Annotated in this window: 25 protein-coding genes and 3 pseudogenes; 20 read left to right on the top strand and 8 right to left on the bottom strand. The window is 70.4% G+C overall.

What is annotated here, in order from left to right; genetic code table 11:
- Positions 1-22: 22 nt before the first annotated feature.
- From DPM13_RS07735 to DPM13_RS07715, 5 genes are all read right to left on the bottom strand, one after another.
- Positions 23-898 carry a YihY/virulence factor BrkB family protein gene (locus DPM13_RS07735; protein ID WP_028719591.1) on the bottom strand — a complete coding sequence of 292 codons (876 nt, stop codon included), beginning with the start codon at positions 896-898 and terminating at the stop codon, positions 23-25.
- A 78-nt stretch (positions 899-976) separates the two neighbouring features.
- Positions 977-1,690 carry a DNA polymerase III subunit epsilon gene (gene dnaQ / locus DPM13_RS07730; RefSeq protein ID WP_080621259.1) on the bottom strand — a complete coding sequence of 238 codons (714 nt, stop codon included), beginning with the start codon at positions 1,688-1,690 and terminating at the stop codon, positions 977-979.
- A complete protein-coding gene (coaE, locus tag DPM13_RS07725; RefSeq protein WP_028719589.1) occupies positions 1,683-2,279 on the bottom strand; it encodes a dephospho-CoA kinase in 597 nt (198 codons plus the stop codon). The genes dnaQ and coaE overlap by 8 nt, the downstream gene beginning before the upstream one ends.
- An 11-nt stretch (positions 2,280-2,290) precedes the next feature.
- The gene (locus tag DPM13_RS07720; RefSeq protein WP_112887766.1) at positions 2,291-3,139 is read right to left on the bottom strand and encodes a shikimate dehydrogenase; all 849 of its coding nucleotides are present in this window, start codon (positions 3,137-3,139) and stop codon (positions 2,291-2,293) included.
- A gap of 88 nt (positions 3,140-3,227) precedes the next feature.
- The gene (locus DPM13_RS07715; RefSeq protein ID WP_028719587.1) at positions 3,228-3,677 is read right to left on the bottom strand and encodes an RrF2 family transcriptional regulator; all 450 of its coding nucleotides are present in this window, start codon (positions 3,675-3,677) and stop codon (positions 3,228-3,230) included.
- Between the two features lie 150 nt (positions 3,678-3,827).
- Between DPM13_RS07715 and DPM13_RS07710 the strand changes: the two genes are divergently transcribed.
- The 10 genes and pseudogenes from DPM13_RS07710 (at position 3,828) to DPM13_RS07670 (ending at position 10,244) form a co-directional block, all read left to right on the top strand.
- A complete protein-coding gene (locus DPM13_RS07710) occupies positions 3,828-5,045 on the top strand; it encodes an NAD-dependent epimerase/dehydratase family protein (protein ID WP_080621257.1) in 1,218 nt (405 codons plus the stop codon).
- The gene (locus DPM13_RS07705; RefSeq protein ID WP_397246008.1) at positions 5,042-5,878 is read left to right on the top strand and encodes a glycosyltransferase; all 837 of its coding nucleotides are present in this window, start codon (positions 5,042-5,044) and stop codon (positions 5,876-5,878) included. The genes DPM13_RS07710 and DPM13_RS07705 overlap by 4 nt, the downstream gene beginning before the upstream one ends.
- Entirely contained in the window at positions 5,875-6,543 is a 669-nt protein-coding gene (locus tag DPM13_RS07700; protein WP_317616414.1) for an NAD-dependent epimerase/dehydratase family protein, read from the top strand. The genes DPM13_RS07705 and DPM13_RS07700 overlap by 4 nt, the downstream gene beginning before the upstream one ends.
- Positions 6,471-6,692 carry a hypothetical protein gene (locus DPM13_RS25915; RefSeq protein WP_317616413.1) on the top strand — a complete coding sequence of 74 codons (222 nt, stop codon included), beginning with the start codon at positions 6,471-6,473 and terminating at the stop codon, positions 6,690-6,692. The genes DPM13_RS07700 and DPM13_RS25915 overlap by 73 nt, the downstream gene beginning before the upstream one ends.
- On the top strand, positions 6,689-7,144 hold the full coding sequence (locus DPM13_RS07695; protein ID WP_112887764.1) for a GAF domain-containing protein: 456 nt from the start codon (positions 6,689-6,691) through the stop codon (positions 7,142-7,144). The genes DPM13_RS25915 and DPM13_RS07695 overlap by 4 nt, the downstream gene beginning before the upstream one ends.
- The gene (locus tag DPM13_RS07690) at positions 7,122-7,520 is read left to right on the top strand and encodes a GFA family protein (RefSeq protein WP_028719582.1); all 399 of its coding nucleotides are present in this window, start codon (positions 7,122-7,124) and stop codon (positions 7,518-7,520) included. Before DPM13_RS07695 ends, DPM13_RS07690 begins: the two co-directional genes overlap by 23 nt.
- Positions 7,521-7,565: 45 nt before the next feature.
- Entirely contained in the window at positions 7,566-8,195 is a 630-nt protein-coding gene (locus DPM13_RS07685; RefSeq protein ID WP_112887763.1) for a LysE family translocator, read from the top strand.
- Positions 8,192-8,829: pseudogene (locus DPM13_RS07680) on the top strand (pseudouridine synthase). Before DPM13_RS07685 ends, DPM13_RS07680 begins: the two are co-directional and overlap by 4 nt.
- 60 nt (positions 8,830-8,889) lie before the next feature.
- The gene (locus tag DPM13_RS07675) at positions 8,890-9,816 is read left to right on the top strand and encodes an MBL fold metallo-hydrolase (RefSeq protein WP_112887762.1); all 927 of its coding nucleotides are present in this window, start codon (positions 8,890-8,892) and stop codon (positions 9,814-9,816) included.
- A complete protein-coding gene (locus DPM13_RS07670; protein ID WP_112887761.1) occupies positions 9,813-10,244 on the top strand; it encodes a GFA family protein in 432 nt (143 codons plus the stop codon). Before DPM13_RS07675 ends, DPM13_RS07670 begins: the two co-directional genes overlap by 4 nt.
- Here DPM13_RS07670 and truB read toward each other — a convergent pair.
- From truB to rbfA, 3 genes are read right to left on the bottom strand one after another with little or no spacing between them, the layout of a single operon-like run.
- Positions 10,231-11,127: a tRNA pseudouridine(55) synthase TruB gene (gene truB, locus DPM13_RS07665; protein ID WP_112887760.1), complete on the bottom strand. Its 897-nt coding sequence runs from the start codon at positions 11,125-11,127 to the stop codon at positions 10,231-10,233. The genes DPM13_RS07670 and truB overlap by 14 nt on opposite strands.
- On the bottom strand, positions 11,128-11,883 hold the full coding sequence (locus tag DPM13_RS07660) for a phosphodiester glycosidase family protein (protein WP_112887759.1): 756 nt from the start codon (positions 11,881-11,883) through the stop codon (positions 11,128-11,130).
- Complete coding sequence (gene rbfA / locus DPM13_RS07655) at positions 11,873-12,292, bottom strand: 30S ribosome-binding factor RbfA (RefSeq protein WP_028719575.1); 420 nt, start codon at positions 12,290-12,292, stop codon at positions 11,873-11,875. The genes DPM13_RS07660 and rbfA overlap by 11 nt, the downstream gene beginning before the upstream one ends.
- A gap of 69 nt (positions 12,293-12,361) precedes the next feature.
- Here rbfA and dapB point away from each other — a divergent pair, with 69 nt between their 5' ends.
- The 10 genes and pseudogenes from dapB (at position 12,362) to trxA (ending at position 21,941) form a co-directional block, all read left to right on the top strand.
- Positions 12,362-13,168, top strand: a complete 807-nt coding sequence (gene dapB / locus DPM13_RS07650; RefSeq protein WP_112888724.1) for a 4-hydroxy-tetrahydrodipicolinate reductase — start codon at positions 12,362-12,364, stop codon at positions 13,166-13,168.
- Positions 13,169-13,192: 24 nt separating this feature from the next.
- Positions 13,193-14,608 (top strand): tRNA (adenosine(37)-N6)-threonylcarbamoyltransferase complex ATPase subunit type 1 TsaE, encoded by a 1,416-nt coding sequence (gene tsaE / locus DPM13_RS07645; protein WP_112887758.1) that lies wholly within the window; start codon positions 13,193-13,195, stop codon positions 14,606-14,608.
- A pseudogene (locus DPM13_RS07640) lies at positions 14,605-15,272 on the top strand (nucleotidyltransferase family protein). Before tsaE ends, DPM13_RS07640 begins: the two are co-directional and overlap by 4 nt.
- Positions 15,265-15,621: a hypothetical protein gene (locus tag DPM13_RS22545; RefSeq protein WP_223252437.1), complete on the top strand. Its 357-nt coding sequence runs from the start codon at positions 15,265-15,267 to the stop codon at positions 15,619-15,621. The pseudogene DPM13_RS07640 and the gene DPM13_RS22545 overlap by 8 nt, the downstream one beginning before the upstream one ends.
- Positions 15,621-16,115 carry a hypothetical protein gene (locus DPM13_RS22540; RefSeq protein ID WP_223252436.1) on the top strand — a complete coding sequence of 165 codons (495 nt, stop codon included), beginning with the start codon at positions 15,621-15,623 and terminating at the stop codon, positions 16,113-16,115. Before DPM13_RS22545 ends, DPM13_RS22540 begins: the two co-directional genes overlap by 1 nt.
- Positions 16,112-16,999, top strand: coding sequence for a hypothetical protein (locus tag DPM13_RS22535; protein ID WP_223252435.1), 888 nt, complete (start codon positions 16,112-16,114; stop codon positions 16,997-16,999). Before DPM13_RS22540 ends, DPM13_RS22535 begins: the two co-directional genes overlap by 4 nt.
- On the top strand, positions 16,903-17,388 hold the full coding sequence (locus DPM13_RS22530) for a hypothetical protein (RefSeq protein WP_223252434.1): 486 nt from the start codon (positions 16,903-16,905) through the stop codon (positions 17,386-17,388). Before DPM13_RS22535 ends, DPM13_RS22530 begins: the two co-directional genes overlap by 97 nt.
- Positions 17,379-18,200: a RecB family exonuclease gene (locus tag DPM13_RS22525; protein ID WP_223252545.1), complete on the top strand. Its 822-nt coding sequence runs from the start codon at positions 17,379-17,381 to the stop codon at positions 18,198-18,200. Before DPM13_RS22530 ends, DPM13_RS22525 begins: the two co-directional genes overlap by 10 nt.
- Positions 18,190-21,567 (top strand): annotated as a pseudogene (addA, locus tag DPM13_RS07630) (double-strand break repair helicase AddA). The gene DPM13_RS22525 and the pseudogene addA overlap by 11 nt, the downstream one beginning before the upstream one ends.
- Before the next feature lie 50 nt (positions 21,568-21,617).
- Positions 21,618-21,941 (top strand): thioredoxin, encoded by a 324-nt coding sequence (gene trxA / locus DPM13_RS07625; protein WP_028719569.1) that lies wholly within the window; start codon positions 21,618-21,620, stop codon positions 21,939-21,941.
- The last annotated feature ends 15 nt before the right edge of the window (positions 21,942-21,956 follow it).

Raw genomic sequence — 21,956 nt, 5'->3', positions numbered from 1 at the left:
CGGGGGCAGGGGACGCGGGCGGTCAGCCCTTCTCCTGCTCCGCCTTGGCCGCCGCGCGCAGCGCCCGCGCCGCGACGACCCGGCGCCTGCGCCCCATCTCAAGGTTGATGAGCGCGCCGAGCATCACCGAGAAGCCGCCCAGATAGAACCACATCAGCAGCGCGATCACCGCCCCGATCGAGCCGTAGATCCGGTTGTAGCTGTTGAAATTGTTCAGATAGACCGCGAACCCGTAGGACGCGAGCGCCCAGGCCATCGCCGCGAACAGCGACCCCCAGGTAAAGACCGGGGTGCGCGGCGTCTTCACGTTCGGGCCATAGCGGTACATGATGCCGATGACCACCTGCACGATGACGAAGATCGCAACCCAGGGCAGCGAACTCAGCAGCCAGCGCCGCAGCGCGACATCGGGCAGGAAGTTGAAGGCGATGGGCACCACGATGATGGTGGCCAGCCCCATCAGCACCACGCCCACGATCACCAGCGTCAGCACATAGGCCAGCAGGAACCCCATGATCGTCGAATGGGACCGCACGCCATAGGCTGCGTTCAGCCCGCGCACCAGCGCATCGACCCCGGCGCGCGCCGAGATGGTGGCGATCAGGAAGGAAATCGCCGTGGTCCAGCCCAGCTGCGTGCGCCCCGCCGCGATCAGCGAATTGATCTGGCCATAGATGATGTCGGCGGCGCCTGCCGGGATGAACTCGTCGGTGGCGTGGACGTATTGCTCGATCAGGTGGGGGTCGTACCACAGGCCCCACAGCGCAAACAGCGCCGCCAGCCCCGGAAACACCGCGAACATCGCGTAAAAGGCCACGCCCGCCGCGATCAGGCTCATGTGGATCTTGTCCATACGCTCGAACAGCGCCATGAGGAACTGCCACATATCCTGGATCAATGAGCCGTCCTTTCTGCCTCGTGGTCCCCCGATCCTGCGGCAAAACGCCTGCCGCCGCCACCCCGGCCTGCCGCGCGGTCAGGCGTTTTCCGCCGCGCTGTAGCGCAGCCACACCGCCTTGTCCCCCAGCTTCGCGACGAAGGCCGCATGGGCGGCCGCCTCGGCCTCGGTCAGGCGCGGGGGCAGCGGGCGCGGCCGGGGCGGGCGCGGCAGGGCGGTGCCGCCAGGCCCCGTGCCGCCCGCGCCCATCCCCGCCGTTTCCAGCACCAGCCCCGGCTGACGCCCGCCGCGCAGCGCCAGATAGACCTCGGCCAGCAGCTCGCTGTCCAGAAGCGCTCCGTGCAGCGTCCGGTTCGAGTTGTCGACCCGGAACCGCCGGCACAGCGCATCCAGCGAGTTCTGCGCCCCCGGAAACTGCATCCGCGCGATTTCCAGCGTATCGACGGCCCGCGACCAGGGCATCGCCGGAAAGCCCGCGCGCTGCAGTTCCCAGTTCAGGAATTTCATGTCGAAGGCCGCGTTGTGGATCACCAGCTTGGCGTCGTCGCCGGCGAATTCGACAAAGCCCGCCGCGATCTCGGCAAAGACTGGCTTGTCCTTCAGGAACTCGTCGCCCAGGCCGTGCACCTCGAAGGCGGCCTGCGGCATCGGCCGTTCGGGGTTGATGTAGACATGATAGGTCCGGCCCGTGGGCAGGTGGTTCCACAATTCGACCGCGCCGATCTCGACGATGCGGTCGCCGGTCTCGGGGTCGAAGCCGGTGGTTTCGGTATCCAGGACGATCTCACGCATGGGGGCGTTTTGCCATGATCGCGGCGCAGATGTCCATGATCGCCGCGCGCGCGCCCTCGAGCGTTCCCGAGGGGATCACCCAGTCCGCCAGGCGTCGCTTGTCGGCGTCTGGCATCTGCCGCGCCAGGATCAGCCCCAGCGTCGCCTCGTCCATGCCCGGCCGCGCCAGCACCCGCGCGCGCTGCACCGCCGCGGGGGCCGAGACCACGGCCACCCCGTCCATCTCGGCCTGATAGCCCTTTTCGTAAAGCAGCGGGATGTCCAGCACCACGATGGGCGCGTCCCCGTGCGCCGCGACGAAGGCGGCCCGGTCGGCGGCGACCAGCGGATGCACGATCGCCTCCAGCCGGGCAAAGCCGCCCGGATCGCGCGCCAGTTCCGCCTTCAGGGCCGCGCGGTCCACCGCGCCGCCCGCGACCACGCCGGGGAATGCCGCGCCGACCGGGCCCACGGCGGCGCCCCCCGGCGCATAAAGCCCGTGCACCGCCGCATCCGCGTCCCAGACCGGATGACCCAGGTCGCGGAACATGGCGGCGGCGGTCGATTTCCCCATGCCGATGCCGCCGGTCAGGCCCAGCCGGTAACTCATGCCCGACACCCTCAGGCCAGAACGGCCGCGCGCAGGTCCTCGTCCACCTCGGGACGGATGCCGAACCAGCGCTCGAACCCCGGGGCGGCCTGGTGCAGCAGCATCCCCAGCCCGTCCACCACCTCGCAGCCGCGCGCCTGCGCCTCGGCCAGGAAGGGCGTCACCAGCGGCGTATAGACCAGGTCGGTGACCAGCGTTCCAGGCGCCAAGGCATCCAGGGGCACCTGCAGGGGCGGCTTGCCGACCATGCCCATCGAGGTCGCGTTCACCACCGTGATCGCGCCCTCCAGCATGGCGCCCGCGCCGGCCCAGTCGTGGACCACGACCCGCGGCCCGAACTCGGCCCGGATCTGCTCGGCCCGCAGCCGGGTGCGGTTGGCGATGCGCAGCTCGGTCACGCCGCTGTCCAGCAGCGCCGCGACCACCGCCCGCGCCGCGCCGCCCGCGCCCAGCACGGCCGCCGGCCCCAGGTCGGGCAGCCAGCCCGGCGCGTGCTGACGGATATTGGCCATGAAGCCGTAGCCGTCGGTATTGTCGGCGTGGATCTTGCCGTCCGGGCGAAAGATCAGCGTGTTCGCGGCCCCCATCAGGGCGGCGCGGTCGGTCACCACATCGGCCAGCGCAAGCACGCTTTCCTTGTGCGGGATGGTGACGTTGCAACCGACGAAGCCCATGCGCGGCATGGCGCGCAGCACCTCGGCCAGATGCTCGGGCGCGACGGGCAGGGGGACGTAATGCCCCGCGATGCCGTGCCGCGCCAGCCAGTGCCCGTGCAGCCGGGGCGAGCGGGAATGGGCGATGGGCCAGCCGATCACACCGGCAAGGGGGGCATGGCGGGGGGTGTCGGTCTGGTCGGTCATCGGCGGCTCGCTCAAGGCTTTCGGGTGGCCCACAGTCGTGCAGCGCCCCGCCGTTCGGGTCAAGTCCGGCAGGACCAACCTCGGCCGCTCAGGCCAGCACGTCCATTTCCGACAGCCCGCCTTCGTTCACCAGGTCGGCCAGCGTCAGGCTTTCGATCAGCAGCAGATAGGACCAGAATACCTGCCCGAACATCTTGCGCAGCCGGCAGGATGCCTCGTCGGTGCAATCCTCGCAGCGCTGATAGGACCGGCGCGACAGGCAGGGCAGGGGGGCGATGGGCCCGTCCACCTGGCGCAACAGTTCGCCGATGGAAATCTCCTTCGGCTCCTTGATCAGGATATAGCCGCCGGCCCTGCCGCGGCGCGAGCCGACGTAGCCCGCGTTGCGCAGTTCCAGCATGATATGTTCCAGGAACCGCTTGGGCGCGCCCGAACGTGTCGCGATCTCTTCGATCGTCAGCGCGCTTCCGCCTGCGGCGACTTCGTCGGCCAGTGCCATCAGCGCCTTGATGGCGTATTTGGTTTTCTGCGAGATCATGGAAAATCAATAATGATCGTGCGGTCCGGTTGCAATGATTTCGCCCCAAAACAAAGCGTCATGGCACAGGGAACACAGCACTATCGTCAAAGCGTTATGTTTCTGACACATTGCCGGCGCATTCCTGCCCCGCAGCAAAGGGAGATCACCATGCGAATTGCAGTCCTGGGCGGCGACGGCTTCGTCGGCTGGCCGACCGCCCTGCACCTGTCCGATCTGGGCCATGACGTTCATATCGTGGACAACCTGTCGCGGCGCTGGATCGACACGGAACTTGGCGTGCAATCGCTGACGCCGATGGATTCGATCCAGGAGCGCTGCCGGATCTGGCATCAGCAGACCGGGCGGCGCATCCATTTCCACCTGCTGAACCTCGCCACCGAATACGAACGGCTGAAATCCTGGCTGGCCGAGACGCGGCCCGACGCGGTGATCCATTTCGCCGAACAGCGCGCCGCGCCCTATTCGATGAAGACCGACCGCCACAAGGTCTATACCGTCACGAACAACACCAACGCGACGCACAACCTGCTGGCGGCGCTGGTGGAAACCGGCATCGACGCACATCTGGTGCACCTGGGCACGATGGGGGTCTATGGCTATTCCTCGGTCGGCGCGCCGATCCCGGAAGGCTATCTCGATGTGCAGATCGACACGCCGACCGGCCCGCGCGAACAGCAGATCCTTTATCCGACGCGGCCCGGCTCGGTCTATCACATGACCAAGTCGCTGGATCAGATCCTGTTCCAGTTCTACGCCCAGAACGACGGGCTGCGCATCACCGACCTGCATCAGGGCATCGTCTGGGGCACGCACACCGACCAGACCCGGCGGCACGAACAGCTCATCAACCGCTTCGACTATGACGGCGATTACGGCACGGTGCTGAACCGCTTCCTGATCCAGGCCGCCATCGGCTATCCGCTGACCGTGCACGGCACCGGCGGCCAGACCCGCGCCTTCATCCACATCCAGGATTCGGTGCGCTGCATCGAACTGGCGCTCAAGGACGCGCCGGCGGCGGGCGAACGGGTGCGGATCTTCAACCAGATGACCGAGACGCACCGTGTCCGCGACCTGGCCGAGATGGTCGCCCGCCTTGCCGGGGCCGAGGTCGCCTATCTGCCAAACCCCCGCAAGGAGGCCGAGGAGAACGACCTGATCGTCAAGAACGACCAGTTCCTGGCGCTGGGCCTGCAACCGATCACCCTGGCCGAGGGCCTGCTCTCCGAGGTGGTCGAGGTGGCCAGGAAATACGCCCATCGCATCGACCGCTCGCGCGTGCCCGCCGTGTCCGCCTGGACCAAGGACATCGCCAAGCGCGTCGAGCACGACCCCGAGGGCAAGAGGCTGCGTTCGGTATCGTGACTTCGGGCCTGCATCCCCAAGGCAAGGCGCGGTCCGACCGCGCCTTCGTCACGCTGGCGACCAATGCCGATTATGCGACCGGGGCGGCGGCGCTGTTCCGCTCGCTCAAGCGCACCGGCACCACGGCCGATCTGGTGCTGCTGTATACCGACCTGCCGCAGGATCTGATCGACGGGCTGTGTACGCTCGGTGTACGCCCGGTGCACGCGGATCTGCTGCCCACATCCAGCGATTTCAATGCGCTCCACGCCCGGGACCGGGTGCACGGCATCGCCCCCTTCACCAAGGGCGAAAAACCGCCGTTCCACACCCCCCTCGACAACTTCGTCAAGCTGCGGCTCTGGCAGCTGGACTATGCCCGCGTCGTCTTCATCGACGCCGACGCCATCGTGCTGCAAAACATCGACCGGCTGTTCGACTACCCGGAATTCTCAGCCGCCCCAAATGTTTACGAGAGCCTGTCGGATTTCCACCGGCTGAACTCCGGCGTATTCACGGCGCGCCCGAACCCGGACACCTTCGCGCGGATGCTGTCCGAACTCGACCAGCCCGGCCGTTTCTGGCGCCGCACCGACCAGACGTTCCTGGAACATTTCTTCCCGGACTGGCACGGCCTGCCCGTGTTCGACAACATGCTGCAATATGTCTGGCTGAACCTGCCCGACCTCTGGCGCTGGCAGGACATCCGCGTCCTACACTATCAGTATGAAAAACCTTGGCAAAACCATGCCAAGGCCGAGGCGCTGCGCCCCCTGATCGACCTCTGGCGGGCGCATGCCGGCGACGGTCCGGTGCCCGATCCGCGCGACCTGCCGGGGCCGAAAACCCCATGAAGCTCGCCCTGACCGGAGCGTCTGGCCTCGTCGGCCGCTGGATCGCCCGCGCGGCGGTCGAGGCGGGCCACGACGTCGACCCGCTGCCCGGCTGGCGGCTGGGTCAACCCGTTGACCTTTCGGGAAAAGATGCGCTGATCCATGCTGCGTTCCGGCACGTCCCCGGCCGCTATCGCGGCGGCGAGGGGGACGACCCCGACGGCTTCATCGCCGCCAACCTCTCGGGAACGCTGGACCTTTTTCAGGCCGCCCGCGATCAGGGCGTCTCTCGGGTGATCTTCCTGTCCTCGCGCGCTGTCCACGACGGCCACCCCACGGGAACCGAACTGCCCGACGACCTGCCCCCCGCGCCGCTGGACCTTTACGGCCAGGTCAAGGCCCGGGCCGAGGCCGCGCTGGCCTCCATGGTCGGCGCCCATTTCCGCACCGCCAGCCTGCGCCCGACCGGCGTTTTCGGTCCCGGCCGGCCGCAGAAATGGGCCAGCCTTATCAGCGACTTCCTGAACGGAAACCCGGCCCCGCCCCGCGTCGCGACCGAGGTGCACGGCGCCGACCTGGGCGATGCCGCGTGCGGGTGCTGGCCGATCCGGTCATGTCCGGGGCCTACAACGTCAGCGACATCATCCTGGATCACCACGACCTGCTGGCCGGTGTCGCGGCCCTGACCGGGGCGCCCGCGCAGCCGCCCGCCCGCTCGGACGCGAGCCTTCTGCGGGTGCCGCGCTGCGACCGGCTGGCGGCGCTCGGCTGGACCCCCAGGGGATGGGAGCGCCTGCACGCCGACCTGCCCGCCATCATCGAGGAGTGCCCATGACCGTCGATTACGACCAGCTTGCCGCCACCATCCGCAGCCTGACCCATGGCGAAACCGACGAGGTGGCGCTGATGGCGACGCTCGCCTGCGAAATCCATCATGCCGACGAACGCTTTGACTGGACGGGCTTTTATCGGGTGACCGCGCCCGAGACGCTGAAGATCGGGCCCTATCAGGGCGGCCACGGCTGCCTGGTGATCCCGTTTTCGCGCGGCGTCTGCGGGGCCGCGGCGCGCACGCGCCAGACCCAGCTGGTGCCCGATGTCGTCGCCTTTCCCGGCCATATCGCCTGCGCCAGCAGCACGCGGTCGGAACTGGTGATCCCGGTCATCGGCCCGCAGGACCGGCTGATCGGTGTCCTTGACATCGACAGCAACCAGCCCGACGCTTTCACGGCCAAGGATGCCAAGCGGCTGGAGGAGATCCTGGATGAGTGTTTCGGACGAGGTTGAATTCACCGGCCATTGCCTGTGCGGCAAGATCGGCTTTCGCGGCACATACGACGACAGCAACGACCTGAAGGCCTGCCATTGCAGCCAGTGCCGGCGCTGGTCGGGGCATTACTGGGCGGCGATCCTGCCGAAATGGCTGGAAATCCGGGGCGAGCCGAAATGGTATCGCGCCTCGGACTTCGCCAGCCGCGGGTTCTGCCCTGACTGCGGCTCGTCCCTGTTCTGGCAGCGCGACGGGTCCAGCATCATCGACGTGGCGGCGGGGGCCATCGACAACCCGACCGGGTTGCGGCTGCAGGGCCATATCTTCACCGCCGACAAGGGCGATTATTACGACATCGCCGACGGCCTGCCGCAGGATCCGGGCGAGAGTTGACCGCGTCGCCGTTCTGACCGATACGCGCCGCAAACGGAGGATGCGATGGTCCTGGACATGGTGGCGCAATTTCCGGCCCAGCAATTGCTGGCCTTCATGGCGGGGGCGCTGGTCCTGAACCTGACGCCCGGCCAGGACGTGTTCTTTGCCAGCGCCTGCGGTATCCAGAACGGGCCGCGCGCGGGCGCGCTGGCGGGCCTGGGCGTGGGCTTCGGCAGCATGGTCCATGTGGTGCTGGCGGCGGTGGGCCTGGGGGCCCTGGTCGCGGCCCATCCGGGCGCGCTGGTGGCGATCAAGTACATGGGCGCGGCCTATCTGCTGGTGCTCGCCTGGAAAAGCTGGCACGCCGCCGCCGCCCCCGAGGACCGTGCCCAGGCCGCCCGCAACCCCTGGGCCATCGTCCGGCGCGGGGCGCTTTCGAACCTTCTGAACCCCAAGCCGGTGCTGTTCCTGCTGGCCTTCCTGCCGCAGTTCACCCGGCCCGAATACGGGCCCGTCGGCCAGCAGATCCTGGCGCTGGGGCTGATGTTCGCCTGCTCGGGCACGCTGGTCACGATGGGCTATGGCATGGTCGCGGGCCTGGCGGGCAAGGCGATGGCTGCGCGGATGCGGGTCGTGAACCGCATCGCCTCGGTGATGTTTGCGGGGCTGGCGCTGCGGCTGGTCTGGAAATGAGCTTCGCCTATCGCCCCACCGACGAACAGCCCCGGGTGATCCACGCCGACCACGAGGTGCTGGTGGTCGACAAGCCCGCCGGGCTGCTGTCGGTGCCGGGCCGGGGCGAAGACCGGTGCCGATTGACCTGATCGACGGCGGCGGCGCGTTCCGACCCGGGCGCTGGTTTTCCAGATCCCGCACCGTCGGCGCCTACTTTGGCCTGACGCCCGATGCGCAGCGCCACCTGTCGAAGCAGTTCGAGGAGCGGCGCACGAAAAAGACCTATGTGGCGCGCCTGTGGGGGCGCCTGCAGCCGGCGACGGGCCGGGTGGACCTGCCGCTGATCGTCGACTGGCCGAACCGGCCGCGGCAAAAGGTCGATCACGCCGAGGGGCGGCCGGCGCAGACCGACTGGCGCGTGGTCAAGGCCTCGGACACGGAAACGCGGGTGCGGCTGATGCCGCTGACCGGGCGCAGCCACCAGTTGCGGGTGCACATGGCGGAGCTGGGCCATCCGATCCTGGGCGATCCGCTGTATGCCAGCGGCGCGGCGGCCGCGTTTCCGCGCCTGATGCTGCACGCCGAAAGCCTGCGCTTCAAGCATCCCGAAACCGGGGTGATGCAGGGCTTTACCGCGCCGGCGCCATTCTAGACACCGGAACCGGGGGCCGCCTTGGCGGTTGATCGGCCATTGATGCAAGGGGGAAAGTCCATGACCACCATCACCCGCCGCGGCGCCCTGCTGATCGGAGGAGCCCTGCCCATGTCCCTGGCCCTGCCCGCCACCGCCCAGACCGCGCCCGCGGCCCCGGAAAAACCCGCCTTCGCCGGCCGTGCGCACACCATCCGGCTGGGGGATGTCCAGGTCAGCACCCTCCTGGGCGGCACGGGCAGCAATCCCGACCCGATCAAGACCTTCGGCCTGAACGCCGACCCTGCCGAGTTCGAGGCGCTGAGCGCGCAGAACTTCATCCCCGCCGACCGCACCGGCGGGTCCTATACGCCGACCCTGCTGCGCGCGGGCGATGCGGTGGTCTTGTTCGACGCCGGGATGCAGGCCGCGAACACGCTCGCCTCGCTGGCCGAGGCCGGGGTCCAGCCCGGCGACGTGACCCATGTCGTCCTGACCCACATGCACGGCGACCATGTCGGCGGGCTGATCGAGGGTGATGCGCCGGTGTTTCCCAATGCGGAACTGGTCGTCCCGCGCGAGGAGAACGACTATTGGGCCGCCAACCCAAGCGACGCCTATACCGCCAAGGTCAAGCCGCTGATCGGCAAGGCCCGCCAGATCGGCGATGGCGACGAGGTGCTGCCGGGCGTCCGGGCCGAAGCCGCGCATGGCCATACTCCGGGCCACACCACCTATCTGCTGGAAAGCGGCAGCCAGCGCCTGCTGCTGACCGGCGACAGCTTCAACCATTACGTCTATTCGGTGCAGCGCCCCGACTGGCATGTGCGTTTCGACGTGGACAAGGAGATGGGCGCCGCCACCCGCAGACAGGTGCTGGCGCGGCTGGCCGAGGAAAGGATCCCCTTCATCGGCTATCACATGCCGTTCCCCGCCCTGGGCTTCATCGCGCCGAACGGCGAGGGATCGTATCGCTTCGTCCCCGCCAGCTATCAGTTCGCCGAATGACCAACCCGGACAACGCATGGCGCAAGGGCGCCTGCCATTGCGGCGCGGTCCGCTTTCGCGTGCGGCTGGCCGAGGGGCTGGACGCGGCCCGGCGCTGCAACTGCTCGTTCTGCCGGATGCGGGGCGCGGTGGCGCTGACCGCGCTGCTCGATGATCTCGAGGTCACACAGGGCGCGGAGAACCTGGCGCTTTACCAGTTCAACACCGGCACCGCGCAGCACCATTTCTGCAAGACCTGCGGCATCTATACCCACCACCGCCGCCGCTCGAACCCGCGGGAATACGGGGTGAACGCCGCCTGCCTGGCCGGCATCAGCCCGTTCGATTTCGCCGAAGTGCCGGTGACCGACGGCATCCACCACAGCGCCGATGGCGGCAGCGACGGCGTGGTGGGCATCCTGCGCTACGAGCCGGTCAGCCCAGGTTGAAGACGCGGACGGGCTGCACCTCGCCGCCCAGATAGCGGCCGATGCACAGGGGCCGGCCCTGGCGGCTGACCCAGACCTCGGTGCCGTAATCGGCATGGCCCAGCACCTGGCCCGGGTTGCCGTTCAGGATGCGGGTCGCGCCCTGCTCGGTGGCCTGCATCTGCGGCAGGTCGGCCAGCGCCGCTTCCAGCGGCAGCAGCGCGGCCTCGATCTCGGCCTGGTTGGCGCGGTCGATCCGGTCAAGGGCGATGCCCTGGTCGGCGTCGAACGGGCCCGACCAGATGCGGCGCAGATGCGCGACATGGCCCAGGCAGCCAAGCGCGCGGCCAAGGTCGCGGGCGATGCTGCGGACATAGCCGCCCTTGCCGCAGACCATGCGCAGATCGGCCGTGTCGGGCGTCGTGCCAAGCAAGTCCAGCGATTCCACCCACAGCGGACGGGCAGCCAGTTCCACCGCCTCGCCCTCGCGCGCCAGGTCATAGGCGCGGGCGCCGTCGACCTTGACGGCGGACACGGCGGGGGGGACCTGCATGATCTCGCCGGTAAAGCGGGGCAGGGCGGCGCTGAGCGCGTCGGCGTCGGGGCGGGCGTCCGTGCTGCGCAGCACCGCGCCCGAGGCGTCGTCCGTCGTCGTCTCGGCGCCCCAGTTCACCGTGAAGTCATAGGCCTTCAGCGCCTCGGTCAGCAGCGGCACGGTTTTCGTGGCCTCGCCCAGAGCGATGGCCAGAACGCCGGTCGCATCCGGGTCCAGCGTCCCGGCGTGGCCGGCCTTTTTCGCGTCCAGCGCCCAGCGGACCTTGCCCACCACATCGGTCGAGCCGACGCCCGCAGGCTTGTCCACGATCAGCCAGCCGTGGATCTCGCGTCCTTTTTTGCGTGCCATCTAGTTCCGTTCCACATAGCCGATGATCGGCCCCAGCCGGCGCCCGAAATCGGCGCGGTTCAGCGCGGGCGCATACAGCCGGGAAATCGAGCCGTCGAAATACAGCGCATCCCGCGCGCCCAGCCCGTCCCGGAACAGCCGGCCGAATTCGTGGAACGTCACCGCCCGGTCGGATATCGCGAACCAGGCGGTCTGCCCGTCGGGCGAGACGCCGACCCCGTTCCGGACATAGCGGCTGTCCGAATCCACCAGGAAGCGCGGGTGCAGCGCGCCGTCGATGACCAGCATCGGCCCGGACTGGGTGGCGATGCGGCATTGCGGCCGGGCCTTGGCAAAGGCGCGGCTTTCGATCACCTGAAAGGCGCGCGCGCCGCCGGCGCAAAAGACGCCGTTCGGCAGCATCCCGAAATTGCCAGCCCCGCCCGCGGTGACAAGGTCATGGCTCTGCTCGCCGTCGCTGACGTAAAGCCCCACCGGGGAATAATCCGCGTGATACATGCCCGCGTTCATCGCGAAGGCCAGCGTCTCGTCCGGGGCAAGCGTGCGGCGCACGGCGGTGAAATCGCCCAGCACCTGCCCGTCCGGCCCGTTCAGCCACAGCGCCAGACCCGGCTCCTGCGCGGCCTCCAGCGTGCAGACGACATAGCCCTGCCCGTCGAACTGGCGCTTTTCGCAGATCCCGGCCACGGCGGGCAGGGTCATCGCGATCAGCGCGCCGATGGCCAGGCCCAGCCGGCGCTTCAGATCAATCCTCATCGGTGCCGTCGTCCGGGGCGTCCAGGTCGCGGCGCACGCGTTCGTCGGCGAACAGGCGGCGGGTGTCGTCCATGCGGTCGAAGGTCTCGTCCAGCACGAAGCGCAGCTGCGGCGCGTATTTCAGCGTCATCGCCTTGGCGACCAGGTGGCGCAATTCGGGCGCGTTGCGGCGCAGCGCGGCCAGCGCATCCTCGGCCCCCTGACCGCCCAGCGGCAGCACATAGGCCGTCGCGACCTTGAGATCGGGCGAGGTCTTCACTTCGCCCACCGTGATCGAGTGGCGGTTCAGGTCGGGGTCGTGCACGTCGCCGCGCAGCAGGACGTCCGAAAGCGTGCGGCGGATCAGTTCCCCCACGCGCAACTGGCGCTGCGAGGGTCCATTGCCGGAATGAAAGCGGTTCTGTGCCATGGCCGCAGATGTAGGGGGTCGCGGCCCGCGCCGCAACGGGATAGAACGGGGCCAAACGGGGGAATGAGCATGGACAAACCGGGAATCGTCATCACGGGGGCCTCGGGGCGCATGGGCCAGATGCTGGTGCGCACGGTGCTGGGCTCGGACCAGGCCCGCCTGGTCGGCGCCATCGAGCGGCCCGGCAACCCCTGGGTCGGCCGCGACCTCGGGCAGGCGATGGGCGGGCCTGCGCTGGGGATCACCGTGACCGACGACGCGGTCGAGGCGATTGCCCGGGCGCAGGCGGTGATCGACTTCACCTCTCCGGCGGCTTCGGTGGCTTTCGCGGAACTGACCGCGCAGGCCCGCGCCGTGCATGTCATCGGCACCACGGGGATCGAGCCTGCCGACCTGGGCAAGCTCAAGGCCGCCGCCCGCCACGCCCCGGTCATCCGCGCCGGCAACATGAGCCTTGGGGTCAACCTGCTGGTCGGGCTGACGCGCCGCGTCGCCGCCGCCCTGGGCGAGGATTGGGACATCGAGGTGGTCGAGGCGCATCACAACCGCAAGGTGGACGCCCCCTCGGGCACCGCGCTGATGCTGGGGGAGGCCGCCGCCGAAGGCCGTGGCCACAGCCTGGACGACCTGCGCACCCCGGCCCGCGAAGGCATCACCGGCGCGCGCCAGCCGGGCAGCATCGGGTTCTCGGCGATCCGGGGCGGCGATATCGTGGGCGAACACGACGTGATCTTTGCGACCGCGGGCGAACGCGTGGTGCTGCGCCACCTGGCGACCGACCGCGCGATCTTTGCCCGCGGCGCGCTCAGGGCCGCGCTTTGGGGGCAGGACAAGGGGCCGGGCGAATATGACATGGCGGATGTGCTTGGACTGTAGGGCCCGCGCGCTTAGATTGACGCCATGAGCCTGCTTGCGACGCTTGATCCCGCCGATGCCGACCTGACCGCCTGCCTGGCCCGCGTCATGGCGGCGGTCCTGAAACCCGGCGACGTGCTGGCGCTGGAAGGGCCGGTCGGCGCCGGCAAGACGCATTTCGCCCGCGCCTTCATCCAGGCCCGTCAGGGCGAGATGGCCGAGGATGTGCCAAGCCCGACATTCACCCTGGTCCAGACCTATGCCGACCCGATGGGGACCGAGATCTGGCACGCCGATCTTTACCGCCTGACCCATCCCGACGAACTGGCCGAACTTGGCCTGGACGAGGCCATGCGCGAGGCGATCGTGCTGGTCGAATGGCCCGATCACGGCCGCGCCTTGCCCGAGCCGCTGACCATCGGACTGGAACCCCATGCCGAGTTCCCCGACCTGCGGCGCATCACGCTGGCCGGCTCGGAATCGCGCTGGGGGTTCGTCGCGCGCCTGCCGTGCATCGCCCGGCTGGTCCACCGCGCCGGCTGGGCCCATGCGCGGCTGCTGCCGCTGGCCGGCGACGCCTCGTCCCGGCGCTATTTCCGGCTGCTGGACGCAGACCGCAGCGCCGTGCTGATGGATGCGGCGCCGGGGACGACCGACGCCTATGTCGCGATGACGCAATGGCTGCGCAACCGCGGCTTTCACGCGCCCGAGATCCTGGCCGCCGACCAGCACGAAGGGCTGCTGCTGCTTGAGGATCTGGGCGACGACCTGGTGGCTCGCGTGCTGGCGGCGCAGCCCGAACTGGCGCCCGAGGTCTATGACCGGATGACCGACCTGCTGGTCGCGCTGCATGGCCATGCCCCGCCCGACCACGTTCCGCGCCTGGACGGGCCGGAACTGGCCCGGCAGGTGGGGCTGTTCGCCGAATACTACCCCGCCGCCGCCGGCGCGCCCGGCCTTGGCCAGGACATCGCGCCGCTGGTCGAGGCGCTGCACGCCGACCTGTGCCAGGATGTGCCCCCCGTTCTGGGCCTGCGCGATTTCCATGCCGAGAACCTGGTCTGGCTGGGCGCGGCGCCCCTGGGCGTGCTGGATTTCCAGGACGCGGTGGCGGTGCATCCGGCCTATGACCTGGTCTCGGCGCTTCAGGACGCGCGGCGCGACGTGGACCCGGCGCTGGAACAGGCGCAGATCGCCCGCTATATCGCCGCGTCCGGGCAGGACGAGGGCCGGTTCCGCGCCGCCTATGCGCTGCTCGGGGCGCAGCGCAACCTGCGCATCCTGGGCATCTTTACCCGTCTGGCGCAGCGCGACGGCAAGACCCGCTACCTGGCCTTCATGCCGCGCGTCTGGCAGGCGCTGCAGCGCGACCTGGCTCATCCGGCGCTGGCGCCCCTGGCCCGGGCGATGCAGGGCATCCCGGCGCCCTCGGCCCGGGTGCTGGAAAGGATCGCGGGATGAGCCTGCCGCTGATGATCTTTGCCGCCGGCAAGGGCACGCGCATGGCGCCGCTGACCGACGTGACGCCGAAGCCGCTGATCCCCGTCGCCGGCCGCACCCTGCTGGACCGCGCGCTGGACCTTGGCCAGCAGGCGGGCACCGGCCGCGTTGACGTCAACACCACCATCTGGGCGGCCAGATCCGCCATCACATCGGTGCGCGGGCGGCGATTTCCGACGAAACCGAGCGGCTGCTGGAAACCGGCGGCGGGCTGCGCAAGGCGCTGCCTCTGCTGGGCCCGGGTCCTGTGATCACGATGAACCCGGACGTCGTCTGGATCGGCCCCAACCCCGTCGCGGCGCTGCTGGACGCCTGGCGCGACGACATGGACGCGCTGCTGATGCTGGTGCCCATCGCCCGCACCCATGGCCGTCAGGGCGGCGGCGACTTTGGCCTTGGCCCCGGCGACCGGCTGATCCGCGGCGGCGATCTGGTCTATGGCGGCGCGCAGATCGTCCGCCCCGACCGTCTGGCCGAGATCCCCGATGAGGTGTTCTCGCTGAACCGGCTGTGGGACCTGCTGATCGCGGACGGCCGCGCGCAGGGGCTGGTGCATCAGGGCGCCTGGTGCGACGTGGGCCGGCCCGACTGCATCCCGCTGGCCGAGGGGCTCTTGCGTGGCTGACTGGCAGAACGGCGTCTTTGCCCTGCCCTGCGGGGCCGATTTTCCCGGCGCCTTCGCGGACGGGCTGATCGCGCGGATGCGGGGGCGCCCGGCCCAGGACATGGCGCGGGTGACGGTCTATGCGAACTCGGGCCAGTCGCTGATGGCGCTGCGCGACGCGCTGATCTGGCGCGGTCCGATCATCCTGCCCCGGCTGCGGCTGATCGCCGACCTGGGCGGCGGCTCGGCGACTGCGCCGCTGGCCCGGCGGCTGGAACTGGGCCGGCTGATCGACGCCGCGCTGCGTGCCCAGCCGGACCTCGCGCAGGGCCAGTCGGTGCCGGAACTGGCGGCGCCCTGGCCGGGCTGATGGCCGAGATGCAGCTGGAAGGGCTGGGGGCCGAGGCGCTGGACCGCATCGACGCCAGCGATCACGCCCAGCATTGGGGCCGGGCGCTGGCCTTCCTGCGCATCGCTGCGGGCTATTACCTGTCGGACCCGCCGCAGGACCGCGAAAGCCGCCAGCGCGTCGCGGCCGAGCACCTGGCCGCCGCCTGGGCGCGGGGCGAGGACCTGCCCGACGGTCCGGTGGTGGTCGCGGGCCGACCGGCTCGCACGGGGCGACGCGGGATTTCATGCGCGCGGTGGCGCGGCTGCCCCTGGGCGCCGTGGTGCTGCCGGGCTTCGACCCGGACCTGCCGGCGTCGGTCTGGGAGGGGCTCGACGCCCGGTCCGAGGATCACCCGCAGGCCCGCTATGCCCCCTTCGTGGCCGATTCGGCCCGCCGCCGGACGGGTGGCCGGGGCCGCGCCCGATCCGGCGCGCAACCGCCTGATCTCGCTGGCGCGCGGCCCGCGCCCGTGACCGACCAGTGGATCGAGGAAGGCCCGCGCCTGGGCCCCCTGCCGCCCGCCACCCGACACCTGACCCTGATCGAGGCCGAGCAGCCGGGCCTTGAGGCCGCCGCCGTCGCCCTGGTCATCCGCCAGGCGGTCGAGGCCGGGCAGCCCGTCACCCTGATCGCCGCCGACCGGATGCTGACGCGGCGCGTGCAATCGGCGCTGGACCGCTGGGGCATCATCCCCGACGATTCCGCGGGCCAGCCCCTGCCGCTGACCGCGCCGGGCCTGTTCCTGCGCCATGTCGCGGATCTTTACGGGGCCGAACTGATGGTCGACGCGCTTCTGGTGCTGCTGAAGCATCCGGTGACGGCGACCGGGCTGGGTCCGGACTTCCGGCGCGAACACAACCGCCACACCCGCGACCTGGAACTGCATCTGCGCAAGCATGGCCCCGCCTTTCCAGACGGCGCCGCGCTGCGCGCCTGGGCCGACAAGGGCGACGACAAAAGCAAGCCCTGGGCCTTGTGGCTGGCCGGGCTGCTGGACCGGATCGTGCCGCGGCCGGCGACCGCGCGCCGCGTCCGCTGGCCAACCGCCTGCGCGACCTGCGCGCCCTGGCCGAGGATCTGGCGGCCGGGCCGGGCGGCAGCGCCGAGGCCTCGGAACTCTGGGCCAAGGCCTCGGGCGGGCTGGCGCGCGCGGTGCTGGACCAGCTCGACGCCCATGCCGCCATGGGCCATGCCCTGCGCCCCTCCGAGTTTCGCGACCTGCTGCACGAACAGCTGCAGGGCCAGGCGGTGCGTCAGGATGTGGCCGCCCATCCCCTGGTCCGCTTTCGCGGCCCGCGCGAGGCCCGGACCGAGGCGGTGGGCGAGGTCGCGGGCCTGGTCATCCTGTCGGGCCTGAACGAAGGCGGCTGGCCGCAGGCCCTGCCGCCCGATCCCTGGCTGTCGCGCCCAATGCGGCTGGCCGCCGGCCTGACCCTGCCCGAACGCCGGGTGGGCCTGGCCGCGCATGACTTCCAGCAGGCCGTGGGGGCGGCGCAGGTCATCCTGACCCGCGCCCGCCGCGATGCCGAGGCCGAGACGATCCCCTCGCGCTGGCTGAACCGGCTGGTGAACCTGCTGGGCGGCCTGCCCGGGCAGGACGGGCCGCGGGCGCTGGCCGACATGCGGTGCGCGGGCAGGCCTGGCTGGACCTGGCCGAGGCGCAGGCCCGGCCCCGCGACCGCGTGGCCCCGGCCCCGCGTCCCGCGCCCATCCCGCCCGCGCCCGCCCTGTCCGAGATGTCCGTGACCGAGGTCCGCACCCTGATCCGCGATCCCTATGCGGTCTATGCGCGCCGCGTCCTGGGCCTCAGGGCGCTGGACCCGCTGCGCCCCGAACCCAGCGCGGCCGAGCGCGGCAATGTGCTTCACGACATCATGGACCGTTTCCTGCGCGGCCTGCCCGACCTGCCCGAGACGCCCGAGGTGATGACGGCGCGGCTGCTGTCGATCACCGATGCGGTGCTGGAGCGCGATGTGCCCTGGCCCTCGGCCCGGCTGTTCTGGCGCGCCCGCATTGCCGGCGTCGCCGACCGGCTGATGGCGGACGAGGCGCTGCGCCTGACCCAGGGCCGCCCCGTGGTGATCGAGGACCGCGGCGCGCTGGCGGTGCCCGGCATGGAGTTCCGCCTGACCGCGCGCCCCGACCGGCTGGACCTGCTGACGGACGGGCGGGTGCATGTCTATGACTACAAGTCCGGCAAGCCGCCCAGCGACAAGCAGATCGCGCATTTCGACAAGCAGCTGCCGCTTGAGGCCGCGATGGTCGAGATGGGCGGTTTTGGCAAGCTTGGCCCCGTCCCGGTCGCGGGGATCAGCTATATCCAGCTGGGGGGCGAGGGCAAAACCGAACCGCGCGAATTCGGGCCCGGTTTCGCGCTGGAAACCTGGCAGGGCTTCGTCGCGCTGATCGGGCTTTACCTGCGCGGCGAGCGCGGCTTTGTCGCCCGCCTGGCGATGGAGCGCACCGACCACGCCAGCGATTACGACCACCTGTCGCGCCACGGCGAATGGGACGCGACCCAGGCGGCGGTCTCCGAAAGGTTCGGCCATGATGGATGAGGCGACGCTGGCCCAGGTGCGGGCGGCCGATCCGCTGCGCTCGACCTGTGCTGACGGCCAATGCGGGCTCGGGCAAGACGCGGGTGCTGACCGACCGGGTGGCGCGTCTGCTGCTGGCCGGGACCGCGCCCGAACGCATCCTGTGCCTGACCTATACCAAGGCGGCGGCGACCGAGATGCAGAACCGCCTGCTGGCGCGGCTGGGGCAATGGGCCATGCTGCCCGAACCCGGCCTGCGCGCCGAACTCGCCCGGCTGGGCGAGGGGACCGCGCCCGACCTGCGGGCCGCGCGCCGCCTGTTCGCCCGCGCCATCGAGACGCCGGGCGGGCTGAAGGTCCAGACCATCCACAGCTTCTGCGCGGGCGTCCTGCGCCGCTTTCCGATCGAGGCGGGCGTGCCGCACGGCTTTACCGAGCTTGACGACCGCAGCGCCGCCCTGCTGCGCGCCGAGATCATCGAGGAAATGGCCCGCGACGGCCATCCCGCGCTTAAGGACCTGCTGGCGCTGCATTCGGGCGAAAACCTCGACGCCTTCCTGGCCGGGCTGCGGGGGTTCGATGCCCCCGCCGACCGGGACGCGCTGTGGCGGTCCTGCGGATTGCAGCCCGGCGCCGACATGGCGGGCCTGCTGGCGGAATGCTTCGGGGATGGCGCGCTGGTCGTCGCCGCGCTGATCCCGCATCTGCAGAAAAGCGGCGCCAACGACCAGAAGGCGGCGGCCCGGCTGGCGCAGGGCGACTGGACCCGCCCCGGCGCGGCGGAACTCGCGATCCTGGAATCGGTCCTGCTTTACGGCGCCACCGCCAAGGAGCCCTTCGCCCCGAAATACGATGGCTTTCCGACCAAGGGGCTGCGCACCGGCCCCTGCGCGCATCTGATGGAGGACCTTGCCATCCTGATGGAGCGCGTGGCCCTGGCGCGGCCGCGCCGCATTGCCCTGGCCCATGCCCAGAAATGCCTGGCGCTGCACGGCTTCGGCCATACCTTCATGGCGCAATATCGGGCGCAAAAGGCGGTGCAGGGCTGGCTGGATTTCGACGACCTGATCGAACGGACGGCGCGGCTTTTGTCGGACGACAGCATGGCGCAATGGGTGCTGTTCCGCCTGGACGGTGGCATCGACCACATCCTGGTCGACGAGGCGCAGGACACCAGCCCCGCGCAATGGCAGGTGATCGAGCGGCTGACGGACGAATTCACCTCGGGGCAGGGCGCGCGGGATGTGGCGCGCAGCCTGTTCGTGGTGGGCGATCCCAAGCAGTCGATCTATTCCTTCCAGGGGGCCGACATCGCCGTGTTCGAGGCCCGCCGCGCCGGTTTCGCCGCCGCCTTCGAGTCGGTGCAGAACCCGATGCAGGTGCTGGAATTGCGCCATTCGTTCCGGTCCTCGACCGCGATCCTGTCGCTGGTGGACCAGGTCTTTGCCGGCGATGCCGCGCAGGGCCTGGGCGATCCGCCGCGCCACCTGGCCTTTCGCGGCGACATGCCGGGCCGGGTCGACCTGTGGCCGGCGGTCCCCCGGCCCGACCGGCCCGAGCCCGGCGACTGGACCAGCCCCGTGGCCAGCCGGCCGAGATTCGGAAACCACGCAGCGGCCCGCGCCGTCGCCGAGGCGATCCGCGCCATGCTCGGCCAGCCGATCTTTGACGCCAAGTCGGGCGCGGTGCGCCGGGTCCGGGCCGGCGACGTGCTGATCCTGGTGCAGCGCCGCTCGGACCTGTTTGCCGAAATCATCGCGGCGCTGAAGTCGGCGAACCTGCCCGTGGCCGGCGCCGACCGGCTGAAGCTGGCCGGAGAGATGGCCGTCAAGGACATCAGCGCCGTGCTGTCGGTCCTGGCCACGCCCGAGGACGACCTGTCGCTGGCCGCCGCCCTGCGCTCGCCCCTGTTCGGGTTGACCGAGGAGGCGCTGTACCGCTTGGCGGCAGGGCGCAAACGCGGCGAATACCTGTGGCGGCGACTGCGGGAATCCGCGCATCGCCACGCGGTCGAGGTGCTGTCGGACCTGATGGGCCAGACCGGCTTCATGCGGCCCTATGACCTGATCCAGCGCCTGCTGATCCGCCACGGCGGGCGCGAGGCGCTGCTGGCGCGCCTGGGTCCCGAGGCGCAGGACGGCATCGACGAGCTGCTGTCCCAGGCGCTGCGCTACGAATCCAGCGAGACGCCCTCGCTGACCGGCTTCCTGGTCTGGCTTTCGGGCGACGATGTCGAGGTGCGCCGCCAGCCCGGCAGCGCCGGCGAGGGGGAGGGGCTGATCCGGGTGATGACGGTGCATGGCTCGAAGGGCCTGGAAAGCCCCATCGTCATCATGCCCGACACCGCCAGCCGCCGCCCCCCGCGCGAGGCGCCTGTGCTGTCCGCGCCGGACGGGCTGGCGCTGTGGCGCGGCCGCAAGGGCGAACGGCCCGAAGCGGTTGAGGCCTGGGCGGCCGAGCAGACCCGCCGCCAGCTCGAGGAACGCAAGCGCCTGCTGTATGTCGGGCTGACCCGCGCGGAAAGCTGGCTGATCGTCGCCGCGGCGGGCGAGGCGGACGCGGAAAGCTGGCACGGCATGGTCGCCGCGGGCTTCGGCCGCTGCGGGCTTGAGGAGACGCGGATGCCGGCCCCCTGGGGCGGCGAGATCCGTCGCCTGAGCTTTGGCGACTGGCCGGCCGAGGCGCCCGATACCTGGCGGGCCGAAAGGCCGCCGGTGGCGATGCCCCTGTGGCTGGCCGCGCCGCCGCCGCCCATGCCGGCCAAGCGCCGCCCCATCGCGGCAACCGCGCTTGGCGGCGCCAAGGTGCTGGCCGGGGGCCCGGCGATGCCGAGGCCGCGATGCTGCAGGGCACGCGGCTGCACCTGCTGCTGGAGCACCTGCCGGGCCGCGACCCCGCCGACTGGGCCGCCATCGCCCGCGACGTGCTGGCCGATGCCGAGGGGGGCTTGCCGGGCCCCCCCGAACTGGCCGCCCTGCTGGACGAGGCCCGCGCCGTGATCGCGGCGCCCGACCTGGCTCAGGTCTTTGCCCTGCCCGAGGGGGCCGAGGTGTTTCAGGAACTGGCGCTGGCCGCCCCGCTGCCCGGCATCGGGATGCTGCACGGCAAGATCGACCGGCTTGTGATCACAGAGGACCGGGTCCTGGCGGTGGATTACAAGTCGAACCGCGACGTGCCCGCCACGCCCGAGGCGGTGCCTTTGGGCATCCTGCGGCAGATGGCGGCCTATCGCGCGGCGCTGGCGCAGCTCTGGCCCGGGCTGCGGGTCGAGACCGCCGTGCTGTGGACGGCGACGCGCAGCCTGATGGCGCTGCCCGATGCCGTGCTGGACCGTGCGATGGCGGGGGCGGTGGCGGCGGGCCTTGACCCGGTCCCCTTGGGTGCCTAGCTCTTCCTGACAGTCCTGCCGGCATCGCCGGCGCATCGCAGGAGATCCCGATGGCCAATACCCAAGCCGTTTCCGACGCCGATTTCGACACCGAAGTGCGTCAGTCCGCGACCCCGGTCGTGGTCGATTTCTGGGCCGAGTGGTGTGGCCCCTGCCGCCAGATCGGCCCGGCGCTTGAGGAACTGGCCGCCGAATACGAAGGCAAGGTCAAGATCGTCAAGGTGAACGTGGACGAGAACCCCGAAAGCCCGGCGGCGCTTGGCGTGCGCGGCATTCCTGCGCTGTTCCTGTTCAAGGACGGCGAGGTGGTCTCGAACAAGATCGGCGCCGCGCCCAAGGCCGCGCTGAAGGCCTGGATCGACAATTCCATCTGAACGGATGGCGTCTGA

Source organism: Paracoccus mutanolyticus (assembly GCF_003285265.1).
Lineage (GTDB): Bacteria > Pseudomonadota > Alphaproteobacteria > Rhodobacterales > Rhodobacteraceae > Paracoccus > Paracoccus yeei.
Note: the sequence above shows the minus strand (reverse complement) of the source record. Positions and strands in the feature narration are given on the sequence as shown.

Coding starts and splice junctions, on each gene's coding strand:
- dnaQ (WP_080621259.1), bottom strand. CDS start 1,690: ATGCGTGAGATCGTCCTGGATACCGAAACCACCGGCTTCGACCCCGAG.
- coaE (WP_028719589.1), bottom strand. CDS start 2,279: ATGAGTTACCGGCTGGGCCTGACCGGCGGCATCGGCATGGGGAAATCG.
- DPM13_RS07720 (WP_112887766.1), bottom strand. CDS start 3,139: ATGACCGACCAGACCGACACCCCCCGCCATGCCCCCCTTGCCGGTGTG.
- DPM13_RS07715 (WP_028719587.1), bottom strand. CDS start 3,677: ATGATCTCGCAGAAAACCAAATACGCCATCAAGGCGCTGATGGCACTG.
- DPM13_RS07710 (WP_080621257.1), top strand. CDS start 3,828: ATGCGAATTGCAGTCCTGGGCGGCGACGGCTTCGTCGGCTGGCCGACC.
- DPM13_RS07700 (WP_317616414.1), top strand. CDS start 5,875: ATGAAGCTCGCCCTGACCGGAGCGTCTGGCCTCGTCGGCCGCTGGATC.
- DPM13_RS25915 (WP_317616413.1), top strand. CDS start 6,471: ATGTCCGGGGCCTACAACGTCAGCGACATCATCCTGGATCACCACGAC.
- DPM13_RS07695 (WP_112887764.1), top strand. CDS start 6,689: ATGACCGTCGATTACGACCAGCTTGCCGCCACCATCCGCAGCCTGACC.
- DPM13_RS07690 (WP_028719582.1), top strand. CDS start 7,122: ATGAGTGTTTCGGACGAGGTTGAATTCACCGGCCATTGCCTGTGCGGC.
- DPM13_RS07685 (WP_112887763.1), top strand. CDS start 7,566: ATGGTCCTGGACATGGTGGCGCAATTTCCGGCCCAGCAATTGCTGGCC.
- DPM13_RS07675 (WP_112887762.1), top strand. CDS start 8,890: ATGACCACCATCACCCGCCGCGGCGCCCTGCTGATCGGAGGAGCCCTG.
- DPM13_RS07670 (WP_112887761.1), top strand. CDS start 9,813: ATGACCAACCCGGACAACGCATGGCGCAAGGGCGCCTGCCATTGCGGC.
- truB (WP_112887760.1), bottom strand. CDS start 11,127: ATGGCACGCAAAAAAGGACGCGAGATCCACGGCTGGCTGATCGTGGAC.
- DPM13_RS07660 (WP_112887759.1), bottom strand. CDS start 11,883: ATGAGGATTGATCTGAAGCGCCGGCTGGGCCTGGCCATCGGCGCGCTG.
- rbfA (WP_028719575.1), bottom strand. CDS start 12,292: ATGGCACAGAACCGCTTTCATTCCGGCAATGGACCCTCGCAGCGCCAG.
- dapB (WP_112888724.1), top strand. CDS start 12,362: ATGGACAAACCGGGAATCGTCATCACGGGGGCCTCGGGGCGCATGGGC.
- tsaE (WP_112887758.1), top strand. CDS start 13,193: ATGAGCCTGCTTGCGACGCTTGATCCCGCCGATGCCGACCTGACCGCC.
- DPM13_RS22540 (WP_223252436.1), top strand. CDS start 15,621: ATGGCCGAGATGCAGCTGGAAGGGCTGGGGGCCGAGGCGCTGGACCGC.
- DPM13_RS22525 (WP_223252545.1), top strand. CDS start 17,379: ATGTCCGTGACCGAGGTCCGCACCCTGATCCGCGATCCCTATGCGGTC.
- trxA (WP_028719569.1), top strand. CDS start 21,618: ATGGCCAATACCCAAGCCGTTTCCGACGCCGATTTCGACACCGAAGTG.